The following is a 15,692-nucleotide window of genomic DNA, read 5'->3' as shown; positions in this document are numbered from 1 at the left end:
CCGCAGGGTCATCCCGCCGAGACCGACCCCGGGTGGCTACCAGCGGTAGCCGATACTGCCGAGCACCCGGCGGCGCTCGCCGTAGTAGCAGGCCGTGACGGTGCTGCAGCTGTTGACGATCCGCTCGTCCGAGACGTTCGACACGTTGAGGGCGAAGCGCCAGCCTTCCCAATCGTAGTGGGCCACGAGGTCGCCGACGACGTAGCCCGGCACGCGGAATTCGTTGGCCTGGTCCGCGAAGGAGCGTCCGACGCCACGCACGCCGCCGCCGAGACCGAAGCCGCGCAAGACGCCGCTCTGGAACGTGTAGTCCAGGAACAGCGAGCCGTACTGCTCCGGGGTGTTGGTCGGCGTCCGGCCGAGGAGGGCCGTGTTCAGGTCGCGGGTCACCGAGAGATCGTAGGCGGTGTAGGACGCGACGGCCCGCAGGCCGGGCGCGAGGTTGGCCACCATCTCGATCTCGGCACCGCGCGAGTTCACCGCGCCGGTCTGCACCACCTGCTGAATGTTGAGCGGATTGGTGGTCACGACGTTCGAGCGGGTCAAGTCGAACAGGGCGGCGGCGAAATAGCCGTCGAAGCCCGGGGGCTTGTACTTCAGGCCGACCTCGGTCTGCTCGCTTCTCTCAGGCAGCAGGAGCTGGCCGGTCACGCCGTTGAGGCCGACGGTCGGGTTGAAGCCCTGCGCATAGGACACGTAGGGGGCAAGCCCGGACTCGTCGTTGTAGATCAAGGCGACGCGGCCGCTGAAGGCGCTGGTATCGCGGCTGGCGCTGGCGCCGATGCGATTGTCGTTGTCGGTCGCGACCCAGTCGTGGCGACCGCTGAGCACCATCGAGAAATTCCCGAACGTGATCTCGTCCTGCAGGTAGGCCGCGAACTGGTTCTGGGTAATCAGTGCGTTCTGGTAGGGCGCGCCCAGGTTGAGCGGTGTGTTGGGGTAGATTGGCCGGATCAGGTTCAGCGACGGACCGAAGCCGAAGGCCTGGTAATCGTCGATCTGGTAGCGGCGGTACTCGAAGCCAGCCAGCACCGTGTGCCCGAAATCTCCCGTGCGGAACGGAATGACCAACTGGTTGTCGATGTCGCTCTGCACTGCGGCGCCGCGGGTGAAAAAGTCGAACCGGCTGAGGTCGCCCGCGGCCGGCGTGGTGGCGTAGCCGCCGCCGTACCGGTTGAAGAGATTGACGGTGACGGTGCCGTGGCGCGCGTTCTGCCGGAACTTGATGTCGTTGTCGAAACGGTGCTCGAACTCGTAGCCGATCATGTCCTGGGACCGGGTCAGGCGGTCGGTCGCCGGATCGCCGGTGAAGCGGCTCGTCTTGATGAAGCCGAAGGGCGCGGGCGTGACCGTGCCCTCGTAGGGCAGGAAGTTCTGGGTGCCGGCGCGGTCGCGCTGCACCTGGGCGAGGACGGTGAGCGAGGTGTCAGCGTCCGGCTTCCAAGTGATCGAGGGCGCGAAGAAGAAGCGGTCGTTGTTGACGTAGTCGACCTGCGTGCCGCCCGCCCGGCCGAGGCCGACGAGCCGGTAGAACAGCTTGCCCTCGGTGCCCGGCGCATCCACCGGACCGCCGATGTCGAAGCCCGCATAGGCGTTGCCGTAGTTGTCGACGCCGGTCTCGACGTAGCGGATCGGCACGATGGGGGGTCGTTTGCTCACCGCATTGATGATGCCGCCGGGGCTGGCGCCGCCGTACAGGCCGGAATTTGGCCCGCGCAGGATCTCGAGCCGCTCCAGGCCGAAGGGTTCCAACTTCCAGGTGGCGAAGGCCGAGGTGAACAGCTGCAGCCCGTCGAGAAAGTAGCCGGATTCCTGGGCGGTGAAGCCGCGGATCAGGAACCAGTCGTTGCGCGGGTCGGCACCGAAGGTCTCGCCGCGGACGCCCGGCGCGTAGCGGGTCGCCTCGGCGAGCGAGGCCGGCTTCTGGTCGTCGATCTGCTGGCGCCCCACCACGGAGATCGCCTGGGGCGTCCGGATGATCGCGGTGTCGGTCTTGGTGCTGGAAACGGAGCGGGTCGCGACGTATCCGGCAACGGGTCCGCGCGGATCCTCGGCCGCGCCGATCGCGGCGCCGCCCCGACGATCGCCGACGACCTCAAGGGTATCCAGGGTCACGGCCGACGCGCTCGGCGGGCTGGATTGCTGGGCCTTCGCCGGAGTCACCGCACTCGCAACCATGGCAGCCACTGAACTGGCCAGGGCCATCCTCAAGCTGAAGATACCGCGCCTCGGTTGTGCGGAGGGGATCACAAAGAAAAACGGCACGGTTCGACCTACGACCAAATGTATTGTGGCCAATTGAAACAAAAATTTCAGATGGTCAACGAGCCGGTTAGGGCGCAGATCTAAACAACTTCGCGACGTGATCGCGGAGCAACATTTTAGAACTAATACAATTATATGCTTGCGGGCTGGACGCTGGCGCGTTGCTCCCGAGGAAGCGGCGAAACGGAGACGACCCTGGTGAACGGTTCCGGCGTGGCGGCGCAGCCAGGGGGCCGCCGGAACGAGAACGGCCCCGCCGTGGAGGCGGGGCCGTCTGGCCTGACATCGAAACGGATCGTGGAGTGGCCGCTCGCCCCTCGGTCTGCCTTACTCGCAGACGCGGACGCGGCGGATGTGCTCGTAGCCGTAGGCGTCGACGTACCCGCGGCGCTCCATGTGGCAGACCTCTTCCTCGACGTAGACCGGGCGCGGGGCGCGGTAGACCGGGCGGCCGGGATAGTAGCCATCGTTCTGGGACGAGGCGATCGCACCGCCGATGGCGAGGCCGCCGAGCACGCCGAGGGCGGCGGCCCCACCGGCTCCGATGCCATCGCGCGCCTGGGCGCTCGGGGTTGCGGCGACGGCGAACGAGGCAGCCACGAGGGCCGCGACCAGCGAGTTCTTCATAGCTCCGTTCCTTTGATCCCGAAGAGCCTGTGCAAATCCAGAAGCGTCACTGTGGGAGGGAATCACCGAACGGTTGATGAACGGTAACGAACCCCGCCCTCCCGTGAATCACATCCGTGCGAATCCTCACGCGCCGCGGAAATCGCGCAGGATTGTGCCGCTTCCGTGGCTGCGCCCCGCCCCCCGACGGTCAGATCGTTCCGGTCGGCTGCTCCACCAGGGCGAGGAGGGTCCGGCGCAGCCAGCGATGGGCGGGATCGTCGTCGTAGGAGGCGTGCCAGAGCATCGAGATCGCGACATCCTCCAGGGCAACCGGGGCCGGGCTCACGGTGAGGCCCAGCGCCCCGGCGAAGAAGGTCGCGAGTCGGGCGTGCATCGTGGTCAGGACGGGCGCACTGCGCACCAGGAACGGCACCGCGAGGAAGCGCGGCGTCGTCACCGCCAGGGTGCGCCGGCGCCCGAGCCGCGCCAAGGCATCGTCCACGACCCCGTGGGCGGTCTCCTTCAGGCTGGTGAGCACGTGGGGAAAGCGTAGGTAGTCGTCGAGCGAGATCGGCGGCGTCAGGCCGACGAGGTCGGCATTGAACATGCAGAGATAGCTGTCGCGGTAGAGCAGGCGCTGCTTGTGGTGGGTCTGCCCCTCAGAGAAGAAGCCGATGCCGAGGTCGACCCGGTCCGCATCGAGCTCCTGCAGGATGCGGATGCGGTCGATGGACCGCAGCAGCAGGCTGATGCCCGGCGCCTCCCGTCGCAGGTGGGCGAGGAGGCGGGGGCCGATCAGCACCTCGGCGCTGTCGGGTAGGCCGATGGTGAAGGTGCGGGTGACCGTACGCGGATCAAACTCGGCATCGCGACGCACCAGCGCTTGGACCTGCCGCAGCAGGGTCCGCACCGGTTCGGCCAGCGCCAGGGCCCGGGGCGTCGGACGCATGCCCTCGGGCGCGCGCGTCAGGAGCTCGTCGGAGAACAGGGTGCGCAGGCGCGCCAGGCTGCTGCTCATCGCCGACTGGCCGATGCCGATGCGGGCGGCCGCCCGGGTCACGCTGCGCTCGGCCAGGAGCGCGTCGAGGGCGACCAGCAGATTGAGGTCGACCCGGGACAGATCGATGTGATCGATGGTCATGATCGGTTCGTTCCGCTCGATCCCCGCAGTACCGCACAGCCTCCTCGCCCCGGACGGGCGGGTGTGCAAGGCCCCCGCCGGATCTTCCGGTCAGGACGGCCCCCGAGACAGCCCGGTGGCTCGCGCGATCCAACCTCCCCGATGACGGTTTTTCGGATGCCTCGGGATTGACCCGTCACGGGCGCGTTTTTCGGCTGGGCCTCGCCGGTGCGCGGCGCCACAATGCCGCTCCCGAAACGACCCGAGTATTCCCATGCGCCGTACCCTGCCGATCGCCCTGATGGCCCTGATGGTCGGAACCGCCCTCCCCGCGATCGCGCTGGAGGGCCCGATTCCGGCCAAGCCCGGCGAGACGGCCTCCGCCCCCGCCGCTGCGGCCAAGCCCCGCGTCGTCATCGTCGCCACGGGCGGCACCATCGCGGGCGCCGGCGCGGATGCGGCCAACAGCGCCACCTACCAGGCCGCCAAGGTGCCGGTGGACAAGCTCATCGCCGCCGTGCCGGCCATCGCCGGGGTGGCGGACGTGCGCGGCGAGCAGGCGTTCCAGATCGCCTCGGAGAGCTTCACCAACGCGCAGCTCATCGAGCTCGCCAAGAAGGTCTCGGCCCTGGTCAAGTGCGACGACGTCGACGGCGTCGTCGTCACCCACGGCACCGACACCGTGGAGGAGACGGCCTATTTCCTCGACCTCGTGGTGAAGACCGACAAGCCCATCGTGATGGTGGCCTCGATGCGGCCCTCGACCGCGATCTCGGCGGATGGCGCCCTCAACCTCCTCGACGCCGTCACCGTGGCCGGCGCCAAGGATGCCCGCGCCAAGGGCGTGCTGCTTACCATGAACGACGAAATCCAGGCCGGCCGCGACACCACCAAGCGCGTGAACATCAAGCCCTCGGCCTTCTTCAGCCAGTGGGGTCCGCTCGGCATGGTGGTGGAGGGCAAGACCTACTGGTTCCGCGCGCCGGTGAAGCGCCACGGCACCACCTCCGAATTCAATATCGACGGCATCGACAGCCTCCCCGAGGTCGCCATCGTGTACGGCTCGGGCAACATGCACCCCGAAGCCTACACCAGCGCGGTGGCGGGCGGCGCCAAGGCGATCATCCATGCGGGCACCGGCAACGGCTCGGTGGCGGGCTACCTCGTCGACACCCTGAAGGACATCCGTTCCAAGGGCGTGCAGATCATCCGCTCCTCGCGCGTCGGCGACGGCTTCGTCCTGCGCAACGCCGAGCAGCCCGACGACAAGTACGATTGGGTGGTCGCCCACGACCTCAACCCGCAGAAGGCCAAGATCCTCGCCGCCGTCGCCCTGACGAAGACGCAGGACTCGAAGGAGCTGCAGCGGATCTTCTGGGAATACTGACACCTCGGATCGATGGCGGACGCTTCGGGACGTATCCGCCGTCGACCCAAATCTGCCCTTCACGCGAGGATACGGCTCGCCCGCGAACAGACTTCGGAGCAGCATACAGCCCGCGCCGAACCGCAAGATCGGTCGAGCAAGTCATGCCCGTCTGCGCCTAGCTGGTCGCGCCACGAAGGTCGGGATGATGAGTGCGGCGCTCCGAAACTACCACGCCCGGATGCGGAGGGTGCTGGATCACATCGATCGGCACCTGGACGACGATCTGGATCTGGAGACGGTCAGCGCCATCGCGGCTTTCTCGAAGTTCCACTTCCATCGGCAGTTCACAGCGACCTTCGGGATGTCCGTGCATCGCTACGTTCAGCTTGCTCGCATGAAGCGCGCTTCATACCGGTTGGCCTACAGGGATGCCCAAAGCGTCACGGAAGTGGCGATGGATGCCGGCTACGACGCACCAGATGCCTTCGCCCGTGCCTTTCGGCAACGGTTTGGGCAGTCGCCGTCGTCTTTCAGCAAGGCTCCCGACTGGGGATCGTGGCTCGCGGCCTTCGGGCCTCTCGACAACGCGAGGAACACGCTCATGCTGAGAACATTCACGCCCGACGACGTGACGATCCGCGATGTGCCATCGACGCGGGTGGCGATCATGGAGCACCGCGGTGATCCGGCGACGCTCGGGGCTACCATTCGGCGGTTCATCGAATGGCGGAAGGCCGCCGGCTTGCGCCCCAGCACGAACCCGACCTTCACCGTCTGGCGGTCCGACCGGCGTCCCGTGTCGCCCGCCGACTATGGCGTTGACCTCTGTGTCGGAACCGACCAGCCGATCGCGGCGAACGGGAAGCAAATCAAGGTCGGCGAAATCCCCGGCGGACGCTGCGCGGTGCTGCGGGTCGTTGGCAACACCGACAATCTGGAGCCTCCCGCACTCTATCTCTATCGCGGGTGGCTCCCGGCCAGCGGCGAGGAGGCGCGGGATTTCCCGCTTTACTGCCAGCGCCTCTCGTTCTTCCCGGAGATGCCGGAGCACGAGGCGGTCGCGGAGGTGTTCCTGCCGCTGAAATAACCCTGCGCAAAGGCGACGTGTCTCGCTTCCCCGCCTGAAGCCGACAGGCCACGCTCAACCCCTCCCAGACCTCAGCCGAGGCGCCGGGTCGGCACCGTCGGATGCACGCAGGGCGGCCCCCTCACGTCAGCAGGTAGCGCTTCGGCACCAGGGGCGGCGGCGCGGTCTCTCCGAGGGCGTCGAGGACGATGCCATCGACGGTGTGCAGCAGCGCGTCGAGGGGCAGGTCGTTCGGCGCGAGGCCGAAGGGCTCCTCCAACTCGTCGCCCAGGGCATCGAGGCCGAAGAAGGTGTAGGCGACCAGGGCCGTCGCCACCGGCGTCGCCCAGCCGAGGGAGGCCGCGAGGCCGAAGGGCAGCAGCAGGCAGTAGATCCACGCCGTGCGGTAGAGGAGCAGGGTGTAGGCGAAGGGCAGCGGGGTGTTCTGGATGCGCTCGCACACCACCTGGACCTGTGCCAGGGCGGCGATCTTGTGCTCCAGGGCGGCCAACAGCACGTCGGTGAGGACACCCTGACGATAGGCCCTGGCCAGATCGGCGGTGAGCCCGGCCAGCACCGCATCCGCCGCGCTCGGATGCCGGGCCAGCGGCGCGACCTCCGCCTCCGGAAGCCAGGGCGCGGCCGCCGCCTGAGGATCGCCGCCGCGGAGCTGCGCGTGCAGGGCGTGGGCGAAGGCCGAGAGCCGCCGCAGGGTACGTCCGCGCAGGGGCTCGACGGGCTCCCCCGGCAGGAGGGCGGTCACGAGCCGGGCGAGCCCCCGGGTCTCGACCACGAGGCTGCCCCAGGCGCGGCGGCCCTCCCACCAACGGTCGTAGCAGGCGCTGTTTCGGAAGCTCAGGAAGATCGACAGGGCGATCCCGATCAGGGTGAAGGGCCCGACGCCGGCGGTGATCGGGAACGCCTCGGGCCAGCGCCGCTCCACCGCCACCACGACCACCGCCACCAGGGTAATGCCCCCGACCTTGAGGGCGACCTTCGGCAGGATCGAGCCGCGCAGGGTGAACAGGATGTCGAGGAGGCTCGGGCGCGAACGGACGATCATCCCTCCGTCTTCTCAGGCCGCGGCGCGTCCCGCAACCGCGCCCGCCTCGACGGGGGCGAGCCGAACCGCGGACGGGAGGATCAGAGCGACCAGCCGCCATCGACCGAGATCGCGGCGCCGGTGACGAAGGCGCCCAGCTCGGCGCTCATCCACAGGACCGCCTCGGCGATCTCCTCGGGCCGGCCCAGGCGGCCGACCGGCTCCAGGTCGATCGCCTTCTGGATGTCGCCCCCGGTGAAGCGGTCCATCATCGGCGTCGCGATGTTGCCCGGCAGGACGGCGTTCACCCGGATGTTGGCGGTGGCGTAGTCGAGGGCGGCCGACTTGGTGAGACCGATGACGGCATGCTTCGAGGCGGCGTAGCTGGCGCCGCCAGCGACGCCCCGGATGCCGGCGCCCGACGCGGTGTTCACGATCACGCCGCCGCCCTGGCGCAGCATCTGCGCGATCTCGTGCTTCATGCAGACGAAGGTGCCGCGCAGGTTGATGCCGAGGATACGGTCCCAGTCCGCGAGGGCGATCTCCGCCGCCGGTGCCGCGACGTTCTCGACGCCGGCATTGTTGAAGGCGATGTCGAGCCGGCCGAAGGTCGCGACCGTCTCAGTGATCGCCGCCTCCACCTGCTCCGGCCACGCGATGTCGCAGGCGAGGACCAGCCCCTCGCCGCCGACCTCCCGGATCGCCTCCGCGGTTGGCTGCAGCGCGGCCTCGGTCCGATCGAGGATGGCGACGCGGGCCCCTTCCCGGGCGAAGGCGATGGCGGTGGCGCGCCCGATGCCGCTCGCGGCTCCGGTGACGAGGGCGACACGGCCGGTGAATCGATCGGGACGGGACATGGGCGGGACCTCACGGGTTCGGGAAGCGGGACGTCCCGGATTCGCGGGATGTCCCGATGACCGCGTCGCCATCGGCCCCTCGATCCGGAGCGCCCACCGCGATGTAGGCGGGGCGAAAACGAGGCGTGAGCCGGCATCGCCTCATCGGAGCGATGAGTCCCGTTCATCGTGCCCGGCCGATCCGACGCGACCTAGAAGCCGAGCGGGCGCATCTCGCGGATGAGGGCAATGAGCAGACGCAGGCCCGTCGGCAGCTGACGGCGCCCCGGATAGTAGAGGTGGAAGGCGGCGCCGGACGCAGACCAGTCGCCGAGCACGCACCGGAGCGCGCCCGCCCGGATCAGCGGCGTCACGCAGGGTTCGGGCAGGTAGGCGAGGCCCGCTCCGGCCTGGGCGAGGGCCACCGCGAGGCCGGTACTGTCGAGGGTCAGCGCCCCCGGCACATCGACGGCGATGGCCTCGCCGTGCCGCTCGAACTCCCAATGATAGATGCGGTCGTCGCCGAGCCGGACGCGCAGGCCGCGATGGGCGAGAAGGTCGTGGGGATGCGCCGGCACCCCGAAGCGCTCCAGATAGGCGGGCGCGCCCACCACGACCCAGCGGATGTCGGCGGAGAGGCGATGCGCGACCATGTCCTCCGGGACCGTGTCGCCGTAGCGGATCCCGGCATCGGCGCCCGCATCGACCACGTCGAGCAGGCGATTCGCCACGCGCACATCGATCGCGATGTCCGGGTAGCGGGCGAGGAAGACCGGAAGGACCGGGGCGAGGAGGAGCGCGCTCGCGTGCTCCAGCACGTTGAGACGCACGCGCCCAGCCGGCGCACCGCGATGGCGGTTCAGCGCCTCGACGGCCTGCCCGATCGCCAGGAAGGGCCCATCGAGCGACGCGAAAAAATCCTCGCCGGCGGCGGTGAGGGTGACGCTCCGGTTGGTCCGGTTGAGGAGGCGGACGCCGAGCTGCGTCTCGAGACCCTTCAGGGCATGGCTCAGGGCCGAGGCGCTGACGCCGAGTTCGAGGCCCGCACGCCGGAAACTGCGATGCTTCGCGATCGCCAGGAAGGCCCCGAGGGCCGGCAGGCTGGGACGAGGGGGTGGCACGGACCGGTTGTGCCGGCGCGGAAGCGCCGACGCAAGAACCATGAGCGCGCCTCAACGTGGCGCGACGCCGGCGTCCGGGCCGACGACGCCCTTCGATTCACGCCGCCGAGGCGATCGCCGTGGAGGCGCGGCGCACCTTGCCGGCGCCTTCGAGGAAGGCGTGGGCGTCCTCCTTGCGCTCGAAGACGTGGGGGGCGAGGCCGCGGCGGTTGAGGGCCTCTTCCATCTTCAGGCGCAGGAAGGCGCTGGTCGCGTAGCGCGTGGTGGTGAGATAGTAATTCGCCTGCAGGTATTGGATCATGTGGGCGTAGTCGTCGTAGAGGTTCTCGTTGATGCGGAACCCGTCGTGGTTGACCACCGTGTTGACCCGCTGGCCGGCCTTCTTGCAGGCCCCCACCAGCACCATGCGCAGGTCGTCGAGGTCGCTCTTTGCGCGGGCGTGCCAGCCCTCCAGGTTCACGAACAGGATGTTGCGCTCGGTGTCGTAGCTCACCCGCTCCGGCAGGTTGAGGTTCAAGAGGTCGGCGAGCAGTTCCATCGGCTCGTCGCGGAACAGGCGGGCATCCATCGGCATCGGCTGCTTGATGATCGGCCGGAAGCCCATATGGGGCAGGATGTCCCGCTCGATGTCGATGCCGGGGGCCACCTCGATGAGTTCCAGCCCCTCGTCGGTGAGCTGGAAGACGCAGCGCTCGGTGACGTAGATCACCGGCTGCGAGCGCATCTGCGCGTAGTGCCCGCTGAAGGTGATCTGCTCGACCTGCGGCAGGAATTTCTGCGAGCGCCCTTCCGTGACGATCCGGAGCTTGCCGTCCTCGATCACGGTCTCCAGGCCGCCCACCGTGAAGGTGCCGGCGAAGACCACCGAGCGGGCGTTCTGGCTGATGTTGATGAAGCCGCCGCAGCCGTTGAGGCGCCCACCGAACATGCTGGTGTTGACGTTGCCGTACTGGTCGCACTCGGCGAGGCCGAGGCAGGTCATGTCAAGGCCGCCGCCGTCGTAGAAGTCGAACATCTGGTTCTGGTCGATGACGCAATCGGCGTTCGTCGCCGCGCCGAAGCTCGACCCCGACGCGAGCACGCCGCCGACCGCGCCGGCCTCGGTGGTCAGGGTGATGTAGGGGGTGACCTTCTCCTCGTTGGCCACCGCCGAGATGCCCTCGGGAGCGCCGACGCCGAGGTTGACGACGCCGTTGGGTGGCAGCTCGAAGGCCGCGCGCCGGGCGATGATCTTGCGGGCGTCGAGGGGCATCTTCTTCATGCCGCTCACGGGCACGCGGATCTGGCCGGCCAGCGCCGCATCGTGCTGCACGCCGTAGTTCATGCGGTGCATCTCGGGCTCGGCGAGAACCACGCAATCCACCAGGATGCCGGGCACGCGGACGTCCTTGGGCAGCAGGAAGCCGTCATCGACGATGCGCTCGACCTGCGCGATGACGATGCCGCCGTTGTTGCGCGCCGCCATGGCCTGGGCGAGACAGTCCAGGGTCAGCGCCTCCTTCTCGAAGGAGATGTTGCCCGACGGATCGGCCGAGGTGCCGCGGATGAAGGCGACGTCGATCTTGGTGGCGGTGTAGAACAGCCACTCCTCGCCATCGACCTCGACCAGCTTGACGATTTCGTCCTGGGTCACGGTGTTGACCCGGGCGCCGCCGTGGCGCGGATCCACGTAGGTGTGCAGGCCCACCTTGGAGAACAGTCCCGGCTGGCCGGCGGCGCAGGCCCGGTAGAGCTGTGAGATCACGCCCTGGGGCAGGTTGTAGCCGAGAATCTTGTCTTCCTGCGCGGCCTTGGCGACCTTCGGCATGCGGCCGAAATTGGCGGCGATGACGCGCTTCAGCAGGCCTTCGTGGTGCAGGCGCCCGGTGCCGAGGCCTTTGCTGTCGCCGGCCCCCGCCGTCATGATCAGGGTCAGGTCACGGGGTGCGCCGGTGTCGACGAAGCGCTTCTCCAGGGCAGCGTGCAGCGCCTCCGGAATGCAGCTCTGGACGAAGCCCGTCGTGGTGACCACGTCGTTGTGCCGGATCAGAGCGATCGCTTCGCCAGCCGTGATGACCTTGTTTTTCTTCATGAACCGGGCCGTCCTCCGTACCCCAGGCCGGCGACGGGCGGCAGGTCAGAGCCTGGAGCGGGTCGCACATGGGGAAGTCTTATTCTGGCGCGGCAGCGTAAAGATCCGCAGGAAGCTTCGCAAGGGCACCCCAACTCTCGTTGCAGCGCAATTTTATCTTGGTGCAATGCAAATTTTTCAATCGCGCATCAAATTGAACTAACAGTGCGGCCGCAAAAGATTTTGCGTTCCTGCGGCCGGGATGCACCAAGACGGAACGATGCCTCCGATCCGGCCAAGATTATTCAAAATACTCTTGGGATGCGTATCCTTCGGGAGCCCCCTTACGTCAGCAGATAGGTCAGGAGCGCCCGCAACTCGGCCGGCCGCACCGGCTTATGGACGAGTTGCGCCCCAAATTCGGCGACCTGCGCCTCGATCTCCGGGGAGTGGTTGGCGGTGGTGACGATGACCGGCAAACGGGATTCGGCACGGGCCTGAAGGTGGATCGCCACGTCGAGGCCGCAGGCGCCGTTGTCGAGATGGTAGTCGAGGATGAGCAGATCCGGCAGGCTTTTCCCGGCCACCAGCGACGCCGCCACCCCGGCCAGGTCGCGATGCACGCAGACCTCGGCGTCCCAGGTGCGCAGGAGGCGCTCCAGGGCATCGGCGGTGGGCGGATCGTTCTCCACCACCAGCACCCGCGCGCCGGTGAGCCGGGTCGTCACGGGGACGGACGGAACCGCGCGCTCCGGCGGCGTCAGGCTCACCGGGACGGTCAGGGCCATGCGGGTGCCGCGCCCGACCCGGGAGGCGAGATCGAGGGGATGATCGAGGGCCTGCGCCATGCGGCGCACGATGGAGAGGCCGAGGCCGAGGCCCGGCTCGCCCCCCTCCCCCTCGGCACCCCCCCGGAAGAATTCCTCGAAGACCAGGCCCTGCTCCGCCGGCGCGATGCCGCAGCCTGTGTCGAGCACCTCGATGCGGCAGGCGTCCCCGCGGTGGCGGATCGCCACCAGCACGCCGCCCTGCCGGGTGTAGCGGATGGCGTTCGAGACGAGGTTCTGCAGGATGCGCTGGAGCAGCATCGGATCGCTCGCCACAGCGAGGTCGGGCCCGCGCACGGTGAGGCGCAGCCCCTTGCGCTCGGCGAAGGGCCGGAAGCTCGCCGCGATGCCGGCGAGAAGCTCGCCGAGGGCCACCGGCTTGATCGCCGGGCGTACCACACCGGCATCGAGCTTCGAGATGTCGAGGAGGGTCTTGATCAGGTCCTCGATGATCTGGAGCCCGCGCTCGATCTGCCCCGAGATCGCCGCGGCCTCCGGACCGAGGCCGAGGTCGGCCAGGGCCGAGGCCGAGAGCCGGGCCGCATTGAGCGGCTGCAGGAGGTCGTGACTCGCGGCCGCGAGGAAGCGGGTCTTCGAGCGGTTGGCGTTCTCGGCCTCCTCCTTGGCCGCCACCAGGGCGGCGTTGGAGCGCTCCAGGCGGTGCATCAGCCCGGTCAGCTCCTCTGTGCGGGTGCGGACGCGCCCCTCCAGCATGGTGGCGGTCTGAAACAGGGAATAGGCCCCGCCCTGCTGGTCCATGCTGCGCTCCACATGGGCCATCAGGGCCGCGTTGATGCGCTCCAGCTTGGCGATGCGCCGCAGGTTCGCGTCCTCCTCCGGGGCGGGGGACGCGGCCTCGGGCGGCAGGATCATGGCTCGGCCTCGCCGCGGGCCGGCTCGCCCCGCCCGATGGCGATGCCCGTGAAGGTCTGGTTGAGGTGCATCGACCGGTACTGCTCGCCGTAGGTGTCGAAGCCCACGATGTCGTAGCGCCGGTAGAGGTCGACGATGCCGTGCCGCACCTGCCGGCTCTCGGCATCGAGGCGGCGCAGCACGCACTCGAAGCCGATGACGAGATCGATGCCGCCCAGCGCCGCGTCGAGGCGGGCGAGTTCGGCTTCCGTGGCCGCCACGATATCGCGCGGGCGCGCCAGGGTGAGCACCACGCCTTCGTCGATGGCGCAGAAGAAGCTGAGCGAGCCGTCCGCGTTCATGCGCCGGATTGATCGGCAGAAATACTCGCCACCGACCTTCACCGCGAGCGGATAGGCGGCAAAGCTCATCGGCGACAGGCGCTCCGGATCGAGCCCCACCGCCATGGCGTATTCGCGCGCCGCCGGTTCCGCATTGAGCTCGTGGACGGTACGCTGCTCGTCGTCGGAGGCGGTGACGACGAACTTGGTCGCGGTCGGCTCGAAATTGTCGCTCTTGAAGATCTGGATCGGGAAATCCGAATCCACGAGGAGCAGCACGGCGGCGCGCTGATGGATTCGGCCGTCATGGAGCAGCACCGTCTCGCGGAAGGTGAGGTCGTCGCCCGCCGAGCCGCCCACGAGGGGTATGCCGTCCAGGGCCCAGGCGATGGCCGAGACCACCGTCTCCTCGGCGTTGGTGAGCCCGTCGATCAGCGAGAGGGCGAAGCAGCGGCCGGATGCCGGATCGGCGCCCGCGCCGTCGAGGCTTCGGCGCAGGGTCCGTACGCTGGAAGCGGTCCGCTCCACGTCGAGGTGGTCGATGGCGTCCAAGAGCGTGGAAACGATGCGGAAGCCCGCCTTCGGGAAGGCGATCACGACGAGGCCGCGATCGAGGCCGCCCGCCGGCGAGATGCCGCCCGACATGGTGCAGCCCGCGATGCCCGCGCCCGGAAAGCGCGCGCTGAGTTCGCGATTCAGGATCTCGACGTCGTAATCGGCCGAGAAGAAGGCCACGATCTGGGCGACGGGACGCGGGCCGATGGCCGCGCCGATCTCCGCGATGGCCCCGTCGGCCGCGGCGGCGTCCGTCCACGCCGTCGTGATGCCGCACAGATGCGTGCGCACCTGCGTCCCCTGTGCCACGTTCCATTCCCCGCCTGCGCGTCGCGTGCCGGACTTGACGCCCGGTTCTCCGCGGTGACACGAGTATGTCGGGCGGCCGGCTCCCGCGCAATGCGGCACCGAACAGCTCGGGAACAGGGGCGCACGCACCGGGCGGAACGGGCATGCATCTCCTCATCGTCGACGATCACCCGCTCTTTCGCGACGCGCTCGCCAGCGCGGTGGGGCTCGCCTACCCGGACGCGACGCTGCACGAGGCCGACGGCATCGCCAGCGCCTGTGCCGTACTGGCGGCGCAGGCCGCCATCGAGATCATTCTCCTCGACCTGTCGATGCAGGGCGTGACCGGCTTCGAAGGCCTGCTGGCGATCCGGGCGCAGGCGCCGCGGGTCCCGATCCTGGTCGTCTCCGGATTGGAGGATCCGCGGATCATCCGGGAGGCGCTGGATCACGGCGCCGCCGGCTTCGTGCCCAAGGCGGTCGACAAGGCGACGCTGACCCGGGCCATCGCCGACGTTCTTGCCGGAGGACTCTGGGTACCGGCGAGCCTGCCAAACGCGACCCTGCCCCCGTCGTCCGCCCGCAAGGCGCCGATCGCCGAGCGGGTCGCGAGCCTCACGCCGCAGCAGGTGCGGGTGCTGGCGATGATCCGCCAGGGCAAGCTCAACAAGCAGATCGCGCACGAGCTCCAGGTCGGGGATTCCACCGTGAAGGCCCATGTCTCCGAGATCCTGCGCAAGCTCGACGTCATCAGCCGCACGCAGATCGTGATCGAGACGGCGCTCCTCGACTTCGACCGGATCCTGGCGGCGCCCGAGAGCTGACCGGCCCGGCGAGCCCTCGAGGCGGGTCCCTTCAGGCCGTGGGAACCTTGGAGCCGCCGTAATGGCCGTCGACGCGCCCGCCGAAGGCCGGGTCGGCGAAGGGATCCTCGCCGGGGCCGTGGGTCGGCGCCCCCGCCAGGGTGTCGCGGTCGATGTCCACGATGTAGCCGCCGAGATCGACGCTGTAGGTCAGCGCCCGCCAGGGCACGGGATGGTAGCTCTCGCCGAGCCCGAGGAAGCCGCCGAAGGAGATGACGGCGTAGGCGACCTGGCCCGAGACCTTGTCGACCATGAAGTTGTAGACGGTCCCGATCGACTCGCCCTCACGGCTGTAGGCGGCGGTGCCCTCGACCTTGTTCGACGCGATCAGGCGCCGGGTCTCGTCGATTGCGACGCCCTCGGCCGAGGGGTCGAGCTCCATCGAGCCGGTCGGGCGGATGCTGCGCTCGTTCGGGAGGTCCGTCGGCATGCGCATTCCTCTTGCAGAGTGGATTCGGGCGGCGGGGGCACCGGATGCCGCGCTCGAC

13 protein-coding genes are annotated in these 15,692 nt (G+C 68.8%); 3 read left to right on the top strand and 10 right to left on the bottom strand.

What is annotated here, in order from left to right:
* Nucleotides 1-36 precede the first annotated feature (36 nt).
* The 3 genes from ASG51_RS12400 to ASG51_RS12390 all read right to left on the bottom strand — a co-directional run bounded on the left by ASG51_RS12400 (nt 37) and on the right by ASG51_RS12390 (nt 4,015).
* Nucleotides 37-2,115 (bottom strand): TonB-dependent siderophore receptor, encoded by a 2,079-nt coding sequence (locus ASG51_RS12400; protein ID WP_200927247.1) that lies wholly within the window; start codon nt 2,113-2,115, stop codon nt 37-39.
* Between the two features lie 477 nt (nt 2,116-2,592).
* On the bottom strand, nt 2,593-2,892 hold the full coding sequence (locus ASG51_RS12395) for a hypothetical protein (protein ID WP_056216013.1): 300 nt from the start codon (nt 2,890-2,892) through the stop codon (nt 2,593-2,595).
* Nucleotides 2,893-3,082: 190 nt separating this feature from the next.
* Nucleotides 3,083-4,015: a LysR family transcriptional regulator gene (locus tag ASG51_RS12390; protein WP_056216016.1), complete on the bottom strand. Its 933-nt coding sequence runs from the start codon at nt 4,013-4,015 to the stop codon at nt 3,083-3,085.
* Between the two features lie 253 nt (nt 4,016-4,268).
* Here ASG51_RS12390 and ASG51_RS12385 point away from each other — a divergent pair, with 253 nt between their 5' ends.
* Both ASG51_RS12385 and ASG51_RS12380 read left to right on the top strand, forming a co-directional pair.
* A complete protein-coding gene (locus tag ASG51_RS12385; RefSeq protein ID WP_056381143.1) occupies nt 4,269-5,381 on the top strand; it encodes an asparaginase in 1,113 nt (370 codons plus the stop codon).
* Nucleotides 5,382-5,568: 187 nt separating this feature from the next.
* Complete coding sequence (locus ASG51_RS12380; protein ID WP_056381569.1) at nt 5,569-6,450, top strand: AraC family transcriptional regulator; 882 nt, start codon at nt 5,569-5,571, stop codon at nt 6,448-6,450.
* 121 nt (nt 6,451-6,571) lie between these two features.
* Here ASG51_RS12380 and ASG51_RS12375 read toward each other — a convergent pair whose 3' ends face one another.
* The 6 genes from ASG51_RS12375 to ASG51_RS12350 form a co-directional block, all read right to left on the bottom strand.
* A complete protein-coding gene (locus ASG51_RS12375; RefSeq protein ID WP_056216020.1) occupies nt 6,572-7,492 on the bottom strand; it encodes a bestrophin family protein in 921 nt (306 codons plus the stop codon).
* A gap of 80 nt (nt 7,493-7,572) precedes the next feature.
* Complete coding sequence (locus tag ASG51_RS12370; protein WP_056381141.1) at nt 7,573-8,328, bottom strand: glucose 1-dehydrogenase; 756 nt, start codon at nt 8,326-8,328, stop codon at nt 7,573-7,575.
* Nucleotides 8,329-8,519: 191 nt separating this feature from the next.
* Nucleotides 8,520-9,428 carry a LysR family transcriptional regulator gene (locus ASG51_RS12365; RefSeq protein WP_056381566.1) on the bottom strand — a complete coding sequence of 303 codons (909 nt, stop codon included), beginning with the start codon at nt 9,426-9,428 and terminating at the stop codon, nt 8,520-8,522.
* Nucleotides 9,429-9,525: 97 nt separating this feature from the next.
* Entirely contained in the window at nt 9,526-11,499 is a 1,974-nt protein-coding gene (locus tag ASG51_RS12360; protein WP_056381139.1) for a CoA-transferase, read from the bottom strand.
* 323 nt (nt 11,500-11,822) lie between these two features.
* Nucleotides 11,823-13,178, bottom strand: a complete 1,356-nt coding sequence (locus ASG51_RS12355; RefSeq protein WP_056381136.1) for an ATP-binding protein — start codon at nt 13,176-13,178, stop codon at nt 11,823-11,825.
* Nucleotides 13,175-14,362, bottom strand: a complete 1,188-nt coding sequence (locus tag ASG51_RS12350; RefSeq protein ID WP_056216030.1) for an FIST N-terminal domain-containing protein — start codon at nt 14,360-14,362, stop codon at nt 13,175-13,177. The genes ASG51_RS12355 and ASG51_RS12350 overlap by 4 nt, the downstream gene beginning before the upstream one ends.
* A 143-nt stretch (nt 14,363-14,505) precedes the next feature.
* On the opposite strand from ASG51_RS12350, the gene ASG51_RS12345 reads away from it, so the two are divergent.
* The gene (locus ASG51_RS12345; RefSeq protein WP_082487530.1) at nt 14,506-15,165 is read left to right on the top strand and encodes a response regulator transcription factor; all 660 of its coding nucleotides are present in this window, start codon (nt 14,506-14,508) and stop codon (nt 15,163-15,165) included.
* A gap of 31 nt (nt 15,166-15,196) precedes the next feature.
* Here the strand turns inward: ASG51_RS12345 and ASG51_RS12340 are convergent, their stop codons facing one another.
* Nucleotides 15,197-15,634, bottom strand: coding sequence for a PRC-barrel domain-containing protein (locus ASG51_RS12340; RefSeq protein ID WP_056277137.1), 438 nt, complete (start codon nt 15,632-15,634; stop codon nt 15,197-15,199).
* Nucleotides 15,635-15,692 lie beyond the last annotated feature (58 nt).

Source organism: Methylobacterium sp. Leaf465, assembly GCF_001424705.1.
Lineage (GTDB): Bacteria > Pseudomonadota > Alphaproteobacteria > Rhizobiales > Beijerinckiaceae > Methylobacterium.
This window is presented reverse-complemented; position numbering and strand designations above follow the sequence as displayed.

What these genes read in the sequence shown, in the direction of transcription:
- ASG51_RS12395 (WP_056216013.1), bottom strand. Translation starts at nt 2,892, where the DNA reads ATGAAGAACTCGCTGGTCGCGGCCCTCGTGGCTGCCTCGTTCGCCGTC.
- ASG51_RS12390 (WP_056216016.1), bottom strand. Translation starts at nt 4,015, where the DNA reads ATGACCATCGATCACATCGATCTGTCCCGGGTCGACCTCAATCTGCTG.
- ASG51_RS12385 (WP_056381143.1), top strand. Translation starts at nt 4,269, where the DNA reads ATGCGCCGTACCCTGCCGATCGCCCTGATGGCCCTGATGGTCGGAACC.
- ASG51_RS12380 (WP_056381569.1), top strand. Translation starts at nt 5,569, where the DNA reads ATGAGTGCGGCGCTCCGAAACTACCACGCCCGGATGCGGAGGGTGCTG.
- ASG51_RS12375 (WP_056216020.1), bottom strand. Translation starts at nt 7,492, where the DNA reads ATGATCGTCCGTTCGCGCCCGAGCCTCCTCGACATCCTGTTCACCCTG.
- ASG51_RS12370 (WP_056381141.1), bottom strand. Translation starts at nt 8,328, where the DNA reads ATGTCCCGTCCCGATCGATTCACCGGCCGTGTCGCCCTCGTCACCGGA.
- ASG51_RS12360 (WP_056381139.1), bottom strand. Translation starts at nt 11,499, where the DNA reads ATGAAGAAAAACAAGGTCATCACGGCTGGCGAAGCGATCGCTCTGATC.
- ASG51_RS12355 (WP_056381136.1), bottom strand. Translation starts at nt 13,178, where the DNA reads ATGATCCTGCCGCCCGAGGCCGCGTCCCCCGCCCCGGAGGAGGACGCG.
- ASG51_RS12345 (WP_082487530.1), top strand. Translation starts at nt 14,506, where the DNA reads ATGCATCTCCTCATCGTCGACGATCACCCGCTCTTTCGCGACGCGCTC.
- ASG51_RS12340 (WP_056277137.1), bottom strand. Translation starts at nt 15,634, where the DNA reads ATGCCGACGGACCTCCCGAACGAGCGCAGCATCCGCCCGACCGGCTCG.